The organism is Haloimpatiens myeolchijeotgali (genome assembly GCF_042688525.2).
GTDB lineage: Bacteria > Bacillota > Clostridia > Clostridiales > Clostridiaceae > Haloimpatiens.
The window spans coordinates 83,956-102,603 of record NZ_JBHWAB010000002.1 but is presented as its reverse complement, the minus strand read 5'-3'; the positions used below and the strand labels follow the sequence as shown (position 1 = coordinate 102,603).

Annotated in this window: 17 protein-coding genes; 5 read left to right on the top strand and 12 right to left on the bottom strand. The window is 26.8% G+C overall.

The features are described from left to right. Nucleotides 1-510: 510 nt before the first annotated feature. The 3 genes from ACFIJ5_RS18310 to ACFIJ5_RS18300 all read right to left on the bottom strand — a co-directional run bounded on the left by ACFIJ5_RS18310 (nt 511) and on the right by ACFIJ5_RS18300 (nt 3,055). Nucleotides 511-753 carry a hypothetical protein gene (locus ACFIJ5_RS18310; protein WP_379809722.1) on the bottom strand — a complete coding sequence of 81 codons (243 nt, stop codon included), beginning with the start codon at nt 751-753 and terminating at the stop codon, nt 511-513. Nucleotides 754-1,059: 306 nt separating this feature from the next. Continuing rightward, nucleotides 1,060-1,233 carry a hypothetical protein gene (locus ACFIJ5_RS18305; protein ID WP_404661516.1) on the bottom strand — a complete coding sequence of 58 codons (174 nt, stop codon included), beginning with the start codon at nt 1,231-1,233 and terminating at the stop codon, nt 1,060-1,062. 70 nt (nt 1,234-1,303) lie between these two features. Then, a complete protein-coding gene (locus ACFIJ5_RS18300) occupies nt 1,304-3,055 on the bottom strand; it encodes an ABC transporter ATP-binding protein (RefSeq protein ID WP_379809721.1) in 1,752 nt (583 codons plus the stop codon). A 467-nt stretch (nt 3,056-3,522) separates the two neighbouring features. Here ACFIJ5_RS18300 and ACFIJ5_RS18295 point away from each other — a divergent pair, with 467 nt between their 5' ends. Further along, nucleotides 3,523-5,079: an ABC-F family ATP-binding cassette domain-containing protein gene (locus ACFIJ5_RS18295; RefSeq protein WP_379809720.1), complete on the top strand. Its 1,557-nt coding sequence runs from the start codon at nt 3,523-3,525 to the stop codon at nt 5,077-5,079. 94 nt (nt 5,080-5,173) lie between these two features. On the opposite strand, the gene ACFIJ5_RS18290 is transcribed toward ACFIJ5_RS18295, so the two are convergent. The 6 genes from ACFIJ5_RS18290 to ACFIJ5_RS18265 form a co-directional block, all read right to left on the bottom strand. Then, nucleotides 5,174-7,687: an ABC transporter permease gene (locus tag ACFIJ5_RS18290; protein ID WP_379809719.1), complete on the bottom strand. Its 2,514-nt coding sequence runs from the start codon at nt 7,685-7,687 to the stop codon at nt 5,174-5,176. Between the two features lie 13 nt (nt 7,688-7,700). Continuing rightward, on the bottom strand, nt 7,701-8,366 hold the full coding sequence (locus ACFIJ5_RS18285) for an ABC transporter ATP-binding protein (protein ID WP_379809718.1): 666 nt from the start codon (nt 8,364-8,366) through the stop codon (nt 7,701-7,703). Nucleotides 8,367-8,521: 155 nt separating this feature from the next. Continuing rightward, nucleotides 8,522-9,553: a sensor histidine kinase gene (locus tag ACFIJ5_RS18280; protein WP_379809717.1), complete on the bottom strand. Its 1,032-nt coding sequence runs from the start codon at nt 9,551-9,553 to the stop codon at nt 8,522-8,524. Continuing rightward, nucleotides 9,550-10,233, bottom strand: coding sequence for a response regulator transcription factor (locus ACFIJ5_RS18275; RefSeq protein WP_379809803.1), 684 nt, complete (start codon nt 10,231-10,233; stop codon nt 9,550-9,552). Before ACFIJ5_RS18275 ends, ACFIJ5_RS18280 begins: the two co-directional genes overlap by 4 nt. Nucleotides 10,234-10,304: 71 nt before the next feature. Then, nucleotides 10,305-10,952 (bottom strand): zinc dependent phospholipase C family protein, encoded by a 648-nt coding sequence (locus tag ACFIJ5_RS18270; RefSeq protein WP_379809716.1) that lies wholly within the window; start codon nt 10,950-10,952, stop codon nt 10,305-10,307. Nucleotides 10,953-11,035: 83 nt separating this feature from the next. Then, nucleotides 11,036-11,242: a hypothetical protein gene (locus ACFIJ5_RS18265; protein ID WP_379809715.1), complete on the bottom strand. Its 207-nt coding sequence runs from the start codon at nt 11,240-11,242 to the stop codon at nt 11,036-11,038. Between the two features lie 129 nt (nt 11,243-11,371). Here ACFIJ5_RS18265 and ACFIJ5_RS18260 point away from each other — a divergent pair, with 129 nt between their 5' ends. Together ACFIJ5_RS18260 and ACFIJ5_RS18255 are read left to right on the top strand one after the other, a co-directional pair. After that, a complete protein-coding gene (locus ACFIJ5_RS18260) occupies nt 11,372-11,494 on the top strand; it encodes a hypothetical protein (RefSeq protein ID WP_404661571.1) in 123 nt (40 codons plus the stop codon). Between the two features lie 582 nt (nt 11,495-12,076). Continuing rightward, nucleotides 12,077-13,366, top strand: coding sequence for a transposase (locus ACFIJ5_RS18255; protein WP_379804162.1), 1,290 nt, complete (start codon nt 12,077-12,079; stop codon nt 13,364-13,366). Nucleotides 13,367-13,834: 468 nt separating this feature from the next. On the opposite strand, the gene ACFIJ5_RS18250 is transcribed toward ACFIJ5_RS18255, so the two are convergent. The 3 genes from ACFIJ5_RS18250 to ACFIJ5_RS18240 all read right to left on the bottom strand — a co-directional run bounded on the left by ACFIJ5_RS18250 (nt 13,835) and on the right by ACFIJ5_RS18240 (nt 16,331). After that, nucleotides 13,835-14,458, bottom strand: a complete 624-nt coding sequence (locus ACFIJ5_RS18250) for a DUF4276 family protein (protein ID WP_379809714.1) — start codon at nt 14,456-14,458, stop codon at nt 13,835-13,837. Nucleotides 14,459-14,461: 3 nt separating this feature from the next. Further along, nucleotides 14,462-15,682: an AAA family ATPase gene (locus ACFIJ5_RS18245; RefSeq protein ID WP_379809713.1), complete on the bottom strand. Its 1,221-nt coding sequence runs from the start codon at nt 15,680-15,682 to the stop codon at nt 14,462-14,464. Nucleotides 15,683-15,818: 136 nt separating this feature from the next. Further along, nucleotides 15,819-16,331 (bottom strand): GNAT family N-acetyltransferase, encoded by a 513-nt coding sequence (locus ACFIJ5_RS18240; RefSeq protein ID WP_379809712.1) that lies wholly within the window; start codon nt 16,329-16,331, stop codon nt 15,819-15,821. A gap of 633 nt (nt 16,332-16,964) precedes the next feature. Between ACFIJ5_RS18240 and ACFIJ5_RS18235 the strand changes: the two genes are divergently transcribed. Both ACFIJ5_RS18235 and hxsA3 read left to right on the top strand, forming a co-directional pair. Continuing rightward, a complete protein-coding gene (locus tag ACFIJ5_RS18235) occupies nt 16,965-18,191 on the top strand; it encodes an MBL fold metallo-hydrolase (protein WP_404661568.1) in 1,227 nt (408 codons plus the stop codon). 13 nt (nt 18,192-18,204) lie between these two features. Further along, on the top strand, nt 18,205-18,636 hold the full coding sequence (gene hxsA3, locus ACFIJ5_RS18230) for a His-Xaa-Ser repeat protein HxsA3 (RefSeq protein WP_379809710.1): 432 nt from the start codon (nt 18,205-18,207) through the stop codon (nt 18,634-18,636). The last annotated feature ends 12 nt before the right edge of the window (nt 18,637-18,648 follow it).

Below are 18,648 nucleotides of genomic sequence, written 5' to 3'. Positions count from 1 at the left end.
AAGAGTTAATGCCCTTTGATTAAAGACATTAACTCTTTTACACTCTCCCAATTCTGCTTGTTGAAATAAATCTTATATTTTGTATTTTATTTACATTTTATAAATTGTGCTATAATACATGTCTGAGGGATTTTATACTACCTACGAGGAATTGAAATATTATAAAAAACTATTAATATATTTATATCTGCACATTTCTCTATTTTCTAGCTTTAGGGAAATTTTTTTTGACAATATGATTATACTAAATTGGAAGCGTATAACTTTTTAAGGTATCCCTATGTAAATTTAATAGTTTTTTTAAATTACATATAAAAATTAAGGAACATGTATAAATTTGATTTACACAAATCTATATATGTTCCTTAATAAAATCAATAATCATATCCCAAACTACTGATGTGAATTTAATCTAATTTATTATTTTCTATAATAACAACTACCATTTCATTTATCCTATTGATGCTTTGACTAATATATATACTTTTAATTTTTTATACACTTTGCAAATTATTTATTTTTAAAATTTATATTACTAATAATTAAAATACATGAAAATACTATTACTAATATAATTCCAATAAAAGAAATAAATCCAAATAATTTATGAATCATTCTTGAAAATGCATTTGCTCCTACACTTCCGTCGAATATACTATATGTTGCATTAAGAAACACTGGACTCTGTAATAGTGTAAGCATGAAACTTCCTAAAATACAATATACTAATTTCGTATTCTTTGTATTATTCATTTAAATTCCCCCTAATTTTAAATCAATATTCAATATGATATAAATTATTTTTTATCATAGATTATTAAATATTTTTACTAAATTATACATATTATTCAAAATAATATCAATATAAATTCTAGCTTATACATTTATAATTTTTAACATAACACAATAATAGTAGTTTTTAGAACATACTTAATTTTACTTATTATTTTTTTACCAACTAATAAAATAAGTATTATAATATTATTATGACAAATTCTTCTAAATACACTATCATATATTAAAAAAAGAAAGGATATAAAAAATGAAATTAATATCTAATTATAATAAAAAAGTTTTTTCTTTAAATAGACTTTCATATTTTGTCTTAGTGTTTTTTGTGATAATTTTGGAAACAGCTGCATTTTCCATTATTCCTTCTATTATAGATGGAAAATACGAAAATATACTAAAAAAAATTTTTATTATATTGATACCTATTTGTTTTATTAACATACCAATATCTATCTATCAATATAAAAAAAACCACGTTAATAAAGAATCTAGTAAAAATTTGAATTAAACTTTACTGTATAAACTGTGCATTATACAAGTGTTTATATAATGAATCTTTACCTATTAATTCTTTATGCTGCCCTTGCTCCACTAAAAAGCCTTTATCAAAAACATATATCTTATTACAAATATTAGATATATTCGTTAATTTATGAGCAGTAAAAATAATCGTTTTATCTTTAAAAAAATTTATTAGATTTTTAGTTACTGTAGAAGTTGTTATGGCATCTAAAGCTGATGTACTTTCATCTAGTATGATTATATCTGGATTCCGTAAAATCGTTCTGCATATAGATATTCTTTGTTTTTCTCCTCCAGATAAATTAAATCCATTTTCCCCAACTAGAGTTTGTAATCCATCAGGTAAATTTTTTGAAAATAAATCCACTCCTGAAATTTCTAAAGCCCTTTTAATCTCTTTATCAGAAGCATTTGGTTTTCCAAAGATTAAATTTTCTTTCAGCGTTCCTGAGAATAGAAAAGTATCTTGAAATACTATTCCAAATAAACTTCTTATATTATTTATATCCATTTCCTTTAAATCAATATTATCAATAGTTATCATACCTTCAAACTTATCATAAAACTTCATCAATAACTTACATAAAGTACTTTTACCGGAGCCGCTATATCCAACTAATGCAATTTTATCTCCTTTTTTAATTTCTAAAGAAACATTATTCAAATTATATTTACTATCTGAACTCAAATCATATTTAAAACTTAGATTTTTCACTTCTATTTTATTTTCAAATTTTACATTTGAATACTTATAATTGTTTTCTTCTTCTTTACATTCTAGTATTGCAAAAATTTTATCACAACTGACAAATACTCTTTGCATTCTTTGATACAAATCAAAGAAATTTATCATAGGATCAACCAAAAGTCCGTTATACATCATAATAGCAGAAAGACCACCTATAGAAAGTTTTCCAATTGTTACTTTGTATCCACCTAAAATCATTATTATAGCAATAATTGTCATGAAAAACGCACTATTTATATTACTAGTTTTTATAGTGTACTTTTTAAGATTCATAATGTTTGTTTTTGTATTATTACTTTGTTTTGTTATAATATCTAATATCCTTTTTTCTTGACAATTTGTTTTGATCTCTTTTATTCCATTAATACATTCAATAAATTTATTCCATAAAACTGAAGTAGCTTGTCTCTCATTTTCTGATAAAATACATAATTTAGTACCTGTTTTTAGAGTTAATAATGAGATTATAAGTCCCATAGGAATCATAATTAAAGTAAGAGTTTTATCAATGGAAAACATATAAATAAATCCTAAGATAAATGTAAGAATATTATTTATAATAAAAGTTATTGGCTGCAGTATACCATCTACGGTTATATTACTGTCCTGTACTAATCTCATAATCAAATCACTAGTATTGTTTTTTTCGTAAAATTTAAACGGAACTTTTTCAAGCCTAGAAAACAACATAACCCTAATTTTATGCCCTATACTAGATTCTAAATCAGCACTTAAATATTCAAATATAGCTCTAAATAAAACATTCAAAATCTGAAGAATAAGATATATTACCCCAAACTTTATGAATAAATCCATCTTGTTATTTCCAACGCTTGTACAGGTATTTATAATTTTTTCTATATATTTGATAGGATATGTAGATAAAAAACTTGTAATAACTAAGCATATTGAAATCAAAATATATTTTTTCCAAAATTCTTTACATAGTTTCAAAATCTTAAAAAAACTTTTCATAGTAAATTTATTATCCATAGTTATCGTTTTCACTTCCTTAAGTGTTAAAAATGTCTAACATATTATACCATTTTTTATATAATATATAAATATACTCTAATTAACCATGCTATTTTTTAATATTTACTTTTTTGTATTTTTGTAATATAATAATATAAGAGTAAATTTAAATTCGAAGGAGTGTGAGTCTATCTTGTGTAAGGTTGTAACTTTTAAAAATGTTTTAGCTTGTTAACGGGACAACTATGCCCTTTTTTAAATAAAGCTAAAATATAACAAGTTACACCTTAATAAAGATAGGCTCTTTTTTGATGCCCTAAAATATTTTAATGGAAATTACAGTATTTTTATGTTAATTTTAGGGAATTTATCGTGTGATTATATTTACTCTATAATCTATATATAATAAAGAAACTTTAGGAAAGAGAAGAGCTATTGTCTTCTCTTTCCTTTTTTGTTTTTAAAGTATGACTGGAGGAATAAATATGAGTTTATTACAAGTAGAAAATTTAGAATTTGGATATGAAGATAAATCAATATTAAAAAATATATCTTTTAGACTTTTAAAAGGAGAACATGCTGGTCTCGTTGGAATAAATGGTGCAGGCAAAAGTACACTTTTCAATATATTATCTGAAAAACTTTTGCCAGATAAAGGGACTGTATACAAACCCTCTTCTATATCTGTAGATTATCTGGATCAACATTCTAAGCTTCTAGAAAACTACACAATAAGGGATGTATTAAAATCAGCATTTGAACATCTTTACAAGTTAGAAAAAAATATCATCTCAATAGGTGATGAACTTACTGATGTAAATAATGAAAAATATGAAAAACTTCTAAAAAAAATGGCTCGACTGCAGGACATGTTAGATGCAAGCGATTTTTATAAAATAGATAGTTTAATAGATAATGCAGCCACTGGTTTAGGTTTAAGCCTATTAGGTTTAGATACTCCTGTTAATTTATTAAGTGGTGGACAGCGTACAAAGGTTAAATTAGCTCGTCTTCTTCTTACTAAACCTGATATTTTACTTTTAGATGAACCTACTAACTTTTTAGATAAAGAACACATTGAATGGTTAAGTAATTATCTTTGTGATTATCCTAATAGTTTTATAGTTATATCACATGATACAAACTTTCTAAATAAAGTTACAAATGTTATATTTCAAATTGAATTTGGTAGATTAAATAGATATACTGGAAACTATAATAAATTTTTAAAACTTAAAGATATGGAAAAAGAAAAATATGTTCAAGAATATAGGAAACAACAAAAAGAGATTCATCGAATGGAAGATTTTATTAAAAAGAATATAGCATCAGCTAGATCTAGTACTAGAGCCAAAAGTAGAAGAAAACAATTAAACAAAATAGAGAGACTTGAAAAACCTAAGATTGTTTCAAAACCTCATTTTTCATTTTTGTTTTGTAGACACTCTGATAAACTTGTTTTTAAAACTAATAACATGAGTATAGGATATAATTACGCTTTAAAATCTAATTTAAATCTTGAATTTACAAGAAATAAAAAAATAGCGCTAATAGGATGTAATGGAATAGGAAAATCTACTCTATTAAAAAGTATATTAGGCATAATTCCTCCACTTAGTGGAAGTATTACTTTAGGGAATCATTTATATCCTGCTTATTTTGAACAAGAGAGTACTTCAACATCTAATACTCCAATGGAAGAATTGTGGAATGAGTTTCCTTCTAAAAATAGAAAGGATTTGAGAACAATTTTAGGCCGTTGTGGTCTAACTGATGAACATGTAAACAAACCTCTTTATTCTTTAAGTGGTGGAGAACAATCAAAAGTTAGATTGTGCAAACTTATGATGAAACCAAGTAATTGGCTTATTTTAGATGAACCTACAAATCATTTAGATGTGGATGCAAAAGAAGCTTTAAAAGAGAGTCTAATAGAATATGAAGGTAGCATTCTATTGGTATGTCACGAGAAAGAATTCTATGAAGATTGGGTAACAGATATATGGAACCTAGAAGAAATGTGCACTACATTTTCTATCTAAAAATATCTCAAGAGCAAATCCATTTTAAGTTTGGATTTGCTCTTTTATAATATTTATGTTTTCAAACATACTTTCTCTTATCTTTTACCAATGATTATTCTACAACATGTAGCCTTTCAACAATGCTGTCTTTTGATAATTTATTATAACAATAAATTGGAACTAAAACAGTTATGAGAATTAATGGAACAATACAAAGCAGTATTGGAGTTAAAGTAAATTTCCACGTAAAGTAGTAAAGAGCATTACCCATAGAACGAACTAATGTAACATTAGTAATGGTTCCTAGTATTATGGATAAAATTAATCCCAAAACAGCATATCCAGCTCCTTCAAAAATTAACATAGAACGTGTTTGTTTTCCTGTCATGCCAACAGCCTGAAGCATTGCGATTTCTCTTTGTCTTGTAAGAATAGATGTCATCATGGAATTTATAAAGTTTAGTATACCTATTAGTGCAAGAATAGCACATAATGCACCTCCTATAACTTTATACATTACCGTAAGATTATTAAACTCTTTTTTTAAAGTTTTTCTAGAGTAAAAGTCTAATGATGATTCTTTATTAGTACAATAACCTTCAAGCCATTTTTCAGTTATATTAAGATGTGCATCATCTACATTAAAAACAGTACGCATTGGCTTAATTGAATGTAAATTAGATAAAATTTCCCTTGAAGGAAGCAAATATTCCAACCCTAAATCAAAATATGTGGTTGAAGAAAAAGCATATGGATACTCTACAATTGCCAATACTTTATATTTTTTTGTATTATCATTGCCGAAATTGACATCAACAGTATCTCCTGGTTTATATAAACTAATCTTTCCATCTTCAATCATTTGACAAGTTGTAACGTAAATACCCTCTCCATTTTCCCATTTCTTATTATCCAATTTTCCATTTATTAGTTTAATAAACTCTGCAGGCCACGTATCCAAACCAAAAGTATTTACTACCGAGTCCTTTTTACATATTATTCGACTATTCATAAAGTCTCTCTTTTTGTTCTCATCCCATGAACTAACTTTTTCTTTAAGACGATTATAAGCATCACTACTAAGAAATTGATGATTAGTAAAAACATAAACATTACCCATTTTTTCAATACCTTTTAATGATTTAACTGTATTAACAAAATTATCAGTTATTCCAGATGTATTGAAGGGCATTGTTTTGTTAATGATAGATGCATCTGCAACTGAAAAATCTGATATACTAGTAGTGGCTACAAATTTATCAAAATCAAAAGAATGAACAAAAGTATAGGTACTATTAAGAATTACCAAACTAAGAGAAAAAGATAGAACAACTACAAAAACTTTCTTGCTGCTTCTTCTAAGATTTTGCAATGCTATAGCTAAAGGTTTTACTCTATGAGAAGGTTTTGTTTTTTTCTTTGATGAAATATCCTTATTTGTTTCTGTATAACGCACTGCTTCAATAGGTGAAACTTTTGATGCTAATCTAGCTGGTCTAAGACAGCTTAAATATACAGTTAATAAACTAAAAAGAATAGCAGATATAAAGATAATAGGATTAACAGTTGTAATAACACGGATATTTTCCTCTAAAATATTAATAATATATGGAACTAAAATACGTCCCACAGGCCATCCTATAATCAAACCAATGGGAATACCTATACAAGATAAAATCAAAGCTTTGAAGCGAACAATTTTTCGTATTTGCTTTGAAGTTGTACCCACTGTTTTCAGTAATCCATAAGAACGAATGTCTTGAGCAACTGAAATATAAAAAATGTTATAAATTAATAAATATCCTGCAGTAAAAATAACAATTAATGCAAGAATAATAATTATTAAATTTTCAGGATCTATTTCCGCAGTATCATATGCCCAATTAACACTTGTAGGAACTTTTAAATTATACTTTACAGCAAGTTTATTGATTTTTCCTTCAATATTCCAAGTTGAGGGAAACATAATAACGCTGTCTATATACCCAGTATAGTGATTTGTATTTTTACTTGAAGGAATCTTCACAAGTGGTGCAACTTTATAGGTATATAGTCGTGAAAGCCATATTGTTTGTCTATAAGATACTGGATCTCCCTTCCATATACCACACAATGTAAAAGTATCAGTAAAAGTTCTATTATCCGTTTTGACACTTAATTTAATTTGTTGGCCTAATTTATGAGGAATACCCATGGCATCAAGAACAAGAGTACTTAAAGCTACTTCTTTTAGTGACTTAGGCATCCTTCCCTTTGTAGGAAAATTAAAACCCCATTTTGCATATTTATCTTCAGCCCATCTTACTTCTGAAGGCAATTTATGGAATATATCTCCTTGTGCATTTCCAATAATTATAGAATATGATATATCATCAATCATATTATCCTTTGAAATCTTTTTATATTCATCCATTGTCAATTGCTTAAAACCACCATGAGCACATGTACCTATTTTACGCATATTACTATCTTGTATAGATGCTTTTAAATTACCTGTAATAGTAAACATACTTGTAAACAAAAGTGTTGCCAAAGCAATTGCTATAATAGCAATATAGTTTTTCTTGGATTTAAGGGAGCTCAAAGTTAGCTTTTTAATAACAGTTTCATTACTATTTCTAAACATACTTATGCCCCCTTTACACCATAATTTTGCCATCTTCAATGCGGACAATTCTGTCAGCAAGCTGAGCAATTTCATTATTATGAGTAATCATTACTATGGTCTGATGAAATTTTTTGCTCGTCATTTTAAGAAGACTCATTACATCAGCACTCGTTTTACTATCTAAATTTCCCGTTGGCTCATCCGCAAGTACAATAGCAGGCTTAGTAAGTAGTGCCCTTGCAATAGCTACACGCTGCTGTTGACCTCCTGAAAGATTATTAGGCATATTTTTGAGTTTATCTTCTAAAGCTAACATTTTTACAATTTCATTCATGAAATCCTTATCCACGATTTCACCATCCAATTCCACTGGAAGAACAATATTTTCATAAACATTAAGCATTGGCACTAAGTTATAGTTCTGAAAAACAAATCCTATATTACGACGTCTAAAAATAACAAGCTTCTCATCATTCATTTTGGAAAGCTCTTTACCTTTAACTATAACACTGCCAGATGTAGGATTATCTAATCCTCCCACCATGTTCAACAATGTAGATTTACCACTGCCGGATGTGCCTACTACTGCCACAAATTCTCCCTTTTCTACGGTAAAGTTTACTCCATCCAGTGCCTTTGTAATGTTAGATTCTTTACCATAATACTTTTTTAAATTAATTGTCTGTAAAATATTCATTTAAAGGTCTCCTTTCTATTCATCAAACCCAGTATATAATTGAAAGGTTGCAGAAACATCACAACAAATAATAAATCTTCTTAAAAACCACTCTTATTTGTTACGATTTTAGGACATTTCACAAAAACATGAGATAAAACATAGAAACTGACACCTTATCTATTGGGAAGAAAAACAGAAAATATAGAACCTTTTCCTTGTTGGGACATTACTTTAATATAACCATCCTGCATAGCGATAATTTCACGAGCAAGATACAAACCAATGCCAATGCCTGGCAAATCATGTACTTCCTTCTCACGGTAAAAACGTTTAAAAATCTCAGCTTGATGATTTTCTGGAATACCTTTTCCATTATCTTTTATATCAATCTTGGTATACATTTCCCACCTTACAGCAGCTACATGAATTTTTCCACCTATAGGCGTGTATTTTACTGCATTATCGAGAATATTAAAAAGTGCTTCAGTTGTCCATTTTCTATCATGTGAAACAACTAAATCCACAGCACAATCAACTACAATATTTATATGTTTTTTCTCCGCCTTAAATAAAATACTGCCCATTGCTGCTGCAAGTGTTTCATAAATAGAACATTTCTTTTTTTCTAAAGTTATTACTCCCGTTTCCAATCGTGAAGTTTTAATCATTGCTTGCATTAAAAAATCTAGCTTATCAAGTTGACCATTCATTGATTGCAAAAATTCTATTTGTGTATCCTCCGGAACTTTACGTTCTAATAAAGTGGAATTAATCATTTTTAAATTTGCAATAGGAGTTTTTACTTGATGTGAAATATCTGAAACCAATTCCTGTAAAGAAGCTTTTTCATCCTTAACACAGCGATTGTTTTCTTGCATAACTTCAAACAGTTTTGATATTTTATGATTAATTCGTGATAACAGAGTTTCTTCTTCGCAGCTAATTTCAAGTTTATCCTCACCATTCATCATATTATCCAAAATGTAAGAAATATCAGAAATGAACAGTATTACCTTTTTCCTCAGCAAAAACACAAATACACCAAACCATATGTATATACATAAAGCAAAAATACTTCCGCCTAAAATAAGTGTGCTGTTACCAGTAATCAGATATGCAAAAATAAGAAGAACACTGCATGTTACAAAAATACCAATACTAACCAACATATAAATATTTTTAATGTATAATTCTTTTGAAATCATTTTTTATCACTTCCTACCCACATATACCCCATACCATATACGGTTTTAATGTATTGATGTTTACCTACTTCAATTTTATTTCGTATACGGCTCACAACCGTAGTAAGAGTATGATTATCTACAAAGTTTCTTTCTATATCCCATAACTTTTCTAAAAGAATTTGTCTTGTCAAAACTATTTTTGGATTTTTTACAAACACTTTTAAAGTACGGTATTCCAATGGTGTAAATTCAATTTCTTTTCCATTTAGTGTAGATTTTATCTGTGAAAAGTCAATCCTCAGCTGTCCATCATCATAGCAATCATTATCAACTTGCTTTTCTATTCGATTAAACAAAGCTTTAACTTTTTTTTCAAACACACTTATAGGAAATGGTTTTGTTACATAATCATCTGCACCTAACTCAAATCCCTTTATCATATCACTTTCCATATCATTAGCCGTCAAAAAAATTACTGCAGCATTTTCATTTATCAATTTAATTTCCTTGCACAAATCAAATCCATTGCCATCTGGTAAATTTACATCTAAAATTATAAGTTTGTATTCTTTTTTATCAATATATTTTTTAGTGTCAGCTACAGTTAAAACAGAATCCACTTCATACCCTTCAGCCCTTAAATTATAAGACAACGTTTTATTTAATAAAACGTCGTCCTCAACAACTAATATTTTCATCATTTTCTCGCTCCCTTGAGACTTTTCCTTTATCATAAAACATAAATGTTACAGAAACCTCTCTAATACACTTACCCCATAATTGCCTCTCGAATAGTATCCGTTGATTGCTCAACAAAGTTATCCATTTCTTTTTCTGTTAAATATATAAAATTTTCTTTAGTTTCTTCATTTTCACCTAAATAAAAATCAGTAATATACTTAACTTGTCTTTCAAAAGCCTTATGTGGAAAATAATCTAAATAATCAGGAACTTCATTTATATTTTTAAAACATGTGTGAAATATACAGTTTGGATTTTTAGATAAATATATGTAATCAAGACCATACCAATCTTTCTTTATTGTCCAAATAAAGTTTTTATCTTTATCTAATCCATTTTTGTATAATAAAGTTTGCTTTTTTTTATTGAATAGTTTTGACCATTCAATATCTGTTAGTAAATGTACATAATATCCCATATAAAAAGAATAGGTCTCTATATCATTTTTTATATCAGCATTATTTAAATACTTGTCCCAAAACTCAACAGCTTTAATTTTATGATCTTCCCCCTGCCAGTGAGTAACTTTTTTAGGTGGATCAAAATTACTCCAATCTTCATTTGGAACTCCTGAATCAGGTCCTATATTTCCAACTACAAAAGCCTTTTCATCAAACTTAAATCCTAAATTTAAAATATTCTCAGCAATCCTTAAATGTGTAATCCATGTAGCCATTATATCTCCCCCTCGCTAGGCAATGTTTTTTTACTGCTAAAGTTACGTAAATAACATTAGTGCTATTATAAAAACAGAAGTTTTTATTTGCAATACTTTCCTCTAATACAAAGTATTAATAACATAAGACCTACGGAACTAAACCCATAAATACATACATTAGCTTTTGTTCCTCCAAAGTCAAAATTAAAAGGACTCCATTTATCATTACAAACTTTGAAAACAAAAACAAGTAATAAACCTTGTATTAGACCCAAAATTATATCTAAAAGTTTATTATTTTTACTCATATAAATTTCTCCCCCAAATACACAAATTGATAATAGTATGATACTATTGAATTAAATGTAAATCAAGTAAAATAATAGCTTGAGAGCAAGTGTAATAGTAACCAAGGTTCTCCTTTTGAACATTTAGGAATTATATTAAAAGAACAAAACATCCCCTGCCTTTATAATGTTAAGTACGCTTGTACTTTGTTAAAGGATGGAGATGAAGTAGAACTTGACGGTATAAAAGGAAAGATTATGAAAATATCTTAGATTTATTTAAAAGATATTTTTATCAGAAAGTCGTTATAAGAGATTGATAGAAGTGTTTTTTATAAATATTTTCTTTTTGATATCGTATTGTTTTCCTTATTGTGGATTGTTACTGGTATAATGGCTCTAACTTTAGTTTTTCTGATATTCATATTTTGGCTTGGATACCAATAATATTATTCACACTATTGGCATTTGTATATGGTATGAGGACTATAACTGCACATAAAAAATATAAAGATAAAATGAAAGAACAAGAATAAAATCTAATTTACTCAATTGGAAATCCTCACATATCAATACCTTATAATTCAACTTTAAGAGGTAAAAAAGAGCCTCTGCGGGAAATGATATCTTACTTAGAAACCTTTCACTTCAGTAACAAATTCTAAGTTTTACTCATATTGAAAAAAGATTTTTTAATTAATATTCCGTAGGAATCAGTAATTACCTAAGTTTCGTACAAACGAAACTTTAGTAATTTCCATATTATAGTTTCCAAAAAATAAATAGTGGATAATACCAAGCCTTAGAGTATAATTTTCTTACCACAAAAAATTATGAAAGGCAGGTATTATCCATATGAATAATTTTACCTTTACTCAAGACAATTGTAAAGAAGAAACTACTTCCACTTGGTTAATTTCAGTAATGCAATTTGGTTTGAAAATTAATTTTTTTAAGCCACTTGAGAGCTTTAAGCTCAAAATGAAGAAAGTAAAATATTCTGTATATCAAAAGCTTATTACCACTATGATGTCTATAGTTATTGGTTGCGAAACAACTAAGGATATCAATGAAAAGCTTGGAGTAGAAAAACTTACTGCAAATATATTTGATATGGATAGAGTTCCAGATCAATCACAGATTAATTTGTTGCTTACACGTTTTGATTCAGACAGTATAAACCAGCTACAAGATATTCATCATACTTTATTTATAGAGCATAGTAATTCTATTAGCTCACAACATAAAGTAGTCGTAGACTGCGACCAAACAGGATTAATTGCTAATGGTAAAACCTTTGAATTAGCAGAAAAAGGTTACTTTTCTAAAAAGAAAAATCAAAGTGGATATCAATTAGCTGCCGCATTTACAGGTAAGCATTCTGAAACAGTAGCAATGTCTTTAGATTCAGGAAATAGCCACTGTACTGATCATTATGATGACTTATTAAAGTCTATTTTATCTAAATATAGAGAGCAACTTCTTAATGGTAATCTAATATTAAGAACTGACAGTGGCTTTGGTTCATCAGACAATATTGAAAAATTATTGTCAACTCCTAAACTAAAGTTTGTTACAAAAGCATACTCTACTGTTAAAGCTAAAAATCTTGCAAAAAATATACCTTATTCAGAATATATTAAAGCCGATAAAGCTGCTTGGGTATATGAATTTTCAGTAGAGAATGGACTTAGGTATATTATAGTTCAAACATTATCTAAAAAGGGAAATTTAAAATATTCTTTGCTTATAACAAATATAAGTTCTAAAGAAATGAATGCAGTAGAACTATTTCACTTTTATAATGAACGTCAAACTATAGAAGCATTTTTTAAAATGGCTAAAAATGTATACCATATAAAAAACCTAAGAACTAAAAAATTTTTCGGAATCTATGGTTTCTTATGGTTAGTATTTATAACACATAACCTCATAAGTTGTTTTAAGTCTACAGTTCTATATGAAACAGAACTGTATGATGTAGGGGTAGGTGCTTTAGTTAAGAAAGTTGGAAATATAAAAGGTTTTGTCAAAAGAACTAGTAAAGGAATTATAGTTAATATTCCACCATTAACAAAACTATCTAAGATAATTGCTGACGCACTTTCCAGACCACAATATACTCAACTTTCTTTTGATATTTGAGGTTAAAAATGAAATTTTAACTAATGAAATATAATCCAAAATTTCAAATTAATATTTACCTGTTTTTAGTGTTGCCATTTTTAAAATTGGAATATAAAACCAAGAGGCTACGCCTAAAAACTGGGAAATAGCGGAATATTATAACTAATAATACCAGACAAATATATACAAATATAAGTTTTATATTTGTACGAAACTTAGGTAATTAAAAAATACCTTTGTTCAAATTCGTAAAACTAAGAATTTGTAAACTTTGTTCAAATGTTTCTTACCCAATATATCATTTTCCTTCGCTAAGCAGTATTTTTTAACTTCGAAAGTTGAATGAATAACATTAGTACTATTATAAAAACAGAAGTCTTTATTTGCAATACTTTTCTCTTATGCAAAGTATTAATTAGAACCTAGGGAACTAAGCCCATAAATACATTAGTTTTCGTTCCTTCAAATTAAAGTTGACCCTCACTTTTAAAAATTATTTCTAATTTTGATTATACCTTCCTTAAGATCACTGCAATTATTATATATTGTGTCTATGTTAAGAGAAGTTAAAAAGCCTTCGTCACCTTTCTTATAATGTTTTTTCTTATTCCCTTTTTTAAACAATTTAGATAAATCTAAAGCTTTTAGTCTTTCTGGATTAGCATAGTTTCTTTTCAAACTATCAGTAAAAGATATTCCTATATATTTACATATTCCCTCTAAATCATGAAAAAACCAACTTTCAATCATAATAATAGCTTCAATTTTATCAATTACTTTTATCTGCTCACATTTAAAATACTCTTTTAATTTTTTTAAAATAGCTTTATTATTAAATTGTGAAATGTCATTTCTAGATCCTTCTTTATCAATAAAAACATATATATATAAATCATAAATTTCATTACTTTTATTACTCATAAAGTGGTATAATTCATTAACTATCTGTCTATTTATATTAGTTCCTGTCTTTAAATTCTTAGTCTTTTTAGGTATTCCTTGAAGATATTTTTGAAATATATTTTTATAAAATACATCCTCAGTATATCCTTCTAAAAATATTAAAGCTAACTTTTTACGTTTTTGACTAGATTTCTTTTTTTTACCCATCCTCTAATCCTCTACTAAATAAAAAATATCACTAAAATCTGAAAATGGACCCGATAACTTTTTCATTAAATCTTTTCTATCTTTCACATTTTCAATTCTGGCTTTACCATAATTTTTATTAGTTATTAAACTCACATTATCAAAATTAACCATATTTAATAAAACTGGCGAATGAGTAGTTATAATAACTTGGATATCTGAAAAATCATTTTGAATTAACCTTATTATTTTTTTCAATAATTTTGGATGTATAGAGTTTTCAAGCTCCTCAATAGATAATACAGGATATTTATTAGAAACTAAATAAGTTAAAATATTTAACACTATTAAGGTTCCATCTGACATAGTACTAATGCCTACTCCATTTTCAAACATCTCATTTTTATCTATAGTATTTTTTTTATTCTGTAAATCCTCATCATAAAAATTAACAAATAAATTCTTATATATCCCCTTTAAATTATAAATTTCAATTTTAATTCCTAATGTATCTTGTAACACTTCTTCAAAATATTGTCTTTGATCAGAGTTAAATATTTTTTCAATTTCATTTATTAAATCAATTGAAGCTATCCTTCCGTTTTTAATTATAGGTTTTTGTTTTACTATAGCTTCCCTTATTTGATTAGGTGAACAATATATTACGGGAGTTTTTGCAATTATAAATATATCCTCTATACCTTTTTGTACAGGTATATCCATATTTTCTTTAACATCTTTAATTTTATAAATGATAGATAAAAGAGCTTCTGCAGCATCTATACTTGCTATTTTACTAGATTTAAGTTTTACATCTGTATTCCTTCTGTCAAACACTGTATTTATAGGTCCTGTCTTATTTACACTTTTATATTGCAGATATTCTCTTTCAATTAAACCTTTATTACCTGATAATAAGTTACCCACTTTTACTTCTATAAAGTATATGTATTTATACCTTTCTTTATCAACTTCATCTAAAAATTCAATTTCTACAGAAATGTTTTTGTTTTTTACATTAGTACAGTTTGTTTGAATATTCCCTCTTGGTGACACACCCAATCTAAATAATTGATCTTTTACATCGTCACTACCTGTAAGTATAGTATCTAAAAAAGAAAAGACTTCTAAAAAATTAGATTTTCCACTATTATTAGCTCCTATTAATACATTAAATTGGCTTAAATTATAAGTACAATCTATTAAATTTTTATATCCATTTATTTTTATAGATGATATTTTCATAATACACCTCTTATATATTATATATTAATACTGTTTTTATTTATTCTTAACATATTTTAATACTAATATACCATATATATAGTCTTAATTACAATTATATATGATTTGATTTTTAAAAAATAATTATTTAATTTTGTCAATTATATAAAAACTTACACATAAGCAATGTATCTTGATATTGGTGTCTAATTTTTATATTTCTGTTTCTTCTGCCTTCTACAATAAAACCAAATTTTTTATAAAGATTAATTGCAGGTATATTTTTTTCAAAAACTTCTAACTCTATTTTTTCAACTTCATTTTCTTTTGACCATTCTATTACTTTTTCCATCAACAAACTTCCTATTTTCAAATTACTATACTCTTGTAAAATTGTTATTCCAAAGTCTGCAACATGTTTATTTTTAATACAATTGCCCTTTTGCAAAGTAGAAGCCCCTACTATTTTACCATCTATTTCTGCAACTAATACTAATGATGTTTTTTCTATGAATTCTTCTTCTTGTTCAACTGATAATTGAAATTCTTCCGCTGCTTTAGGAAAAAACTCAACTTCACTCATTACTTTTTTCACTAACTGTAATATTTGTTTTGCATCTTCAATTTTTGCTTCCCTAATTGTCAAATCATCATTATTTTTTATCTTCATAATACCCTCCCATCACTTTCACTTAATTTTTAACCTTTGTACAAAATACAACTTCTTATATAAATTATAAGCTGTTTTATTGTCAATATGAACATCTAAAATAATATATTATTTATATACATATCGTTTATACATTTAGATAATAGTATAAAACCAATCCTCTTATGTCCATATTGTGGTGAAACATGTAATGAACTCATATGTTCTTAATTCTTTTACTTCAAATCAGGAATGTATGGCAATTTTTTTATTAATTGTATTTTCATAAATTTAACTTCTTTATTTCACTAATAAAAATTTAATGTTTCACTATTTATACCTAGTTATCATATAGTTATCACACTATAACCCTATTATCTTGTTTTTCATAAACTAATATATCATTTCTTATCTTAAAAAAATATTTTTTAAAACTATAACCTCTTTACTTCTAAAATTTAAGAAATTTCATGTAAAACATAATTATCTTTATAATATGTAAATTAAACAATGATTTCAATTTATTTAATTTATTGACAATATAATACTTAAATGTACAATATATTATGTATAATATATTGTAAGGAGGTAAAAATTATGAAAAAAAATACTAAAATTAGTATTTGTATTTTATTTATTCTGATCTTATGTGTTATGATTACTAACTCAAAGAAATTTACTAACATAAAAACTTATACTAATTCCAAAATTTGTACCAAAAATAAACCTATGAAGATAGGGAATAACAATAAAGTTAAAAATTTAAAAATACACTATATAGATATAGGCAATGCAGATTCTATACTTATTGAACAAAGTGGTCATAATATGTTAATTGATACTGGAACTAATGATGATAGTACATTAATAGTAAATTATCTTAAACATCAAGGTGTTAAAAAACTGGACTATGTTATAGGTACTTATCCACATAAAAATCACATAGGTGGAATTGGTACAATTATAAAAACTTTTAATGTAAATCAAGTATTTATTCCAAAAGTTACAAGTACTAATGAACTATTTAAAAACGTAGTAACTACACTAAAAAATAAAGGACTTAAGGCAACTTATCCAGTAGTTGGTAATAATTACAATTTAGGTAATGCTAAATGGACGATTTTAGCTCCTAATAAAGCAGAATATAAATCTCTAAATAATTATTCCATTGTAACTAAACTTAAATTTGGTAATAATTCTTTTATATTCACTGGAGATGCTAAAGATATAAGTGAAAGACAAATTCTACAAAAACAATTAGATATTCATGCTGATGTATTAAAAATTGGTAATCATGGAAATGCTTCATCAACAACTGATGCTTTTTTAAAAAAAGTAAATCCTATATATGCTGTTATAAGTGTTGGTAAGGAAAATAGTTATGGTTATCCAACTTATGAAGTTATGGAAAGATTACGAAAGCAAAATATTAGTGTATTTAGAACTGATGAACAAAAAAACATTATAGTTACAAGTGATGGGAAGAACCTCACATGGAACGTAAGTTCATGGGATAATACCAAGATGAATGGCTATGGATCTCGCAGTTTAAAAAATGGTGATAAATACATAGGTTATTGGAAAAATGGATTATTTAATGGTAAAGGTACCTTAAAATATAAAAATGGTGATGAATATATTGGATCTTTTATATCTGGTCAAAAACAAGGACAAGGTAAATATAAGTGGACCAATGGAGAATATTATAAAGGACATTGGTTGAAAGATAAAATAGAGGGAACAGGCACATATATTTTTAAAAATGGTGATAACTATGAGGGACATTGGTCAAATAATAAAATGAATGGAACTGGAAAATATAAATTCAAAAATGGAAAAACTCTAGAAGGTAACTGGTTAAATAACAACTATATTAAATAGAAAAGGTGATAATATGGGAAAAAATATAAAACAATTACTTCCTAAAATAAATAAATCTGTTTCAGATTATCTATATGAAGAAGAAGGAAATATAGAAAGAAATAAAATTTTATATATAGGATCTTTAATCTTAATAGCATCTATTTTTATGAGTGATGAAGCATTTGCGGGACATAGATCTCATAGCTCCCATAGTTCTCATAGTTCTCATTCATCTAGTTCTCATTATTCAGGACATGAATCACATGCTTCACACGCTTCACACGCTTCAAGTACTGACTTTGATATATCAAATACTCCCTCTACTCATACATCACATGCTTCAAGTAGTGGATTTGATATATCAAACACCCCTTCTACCCATACATCAAATTCAGTACCTGTTGAACCACAGTTAACGCCACAAAAGCCTCAAATTCCACAGGATACCCCAATAAATGATTAATGGAGGAAATAA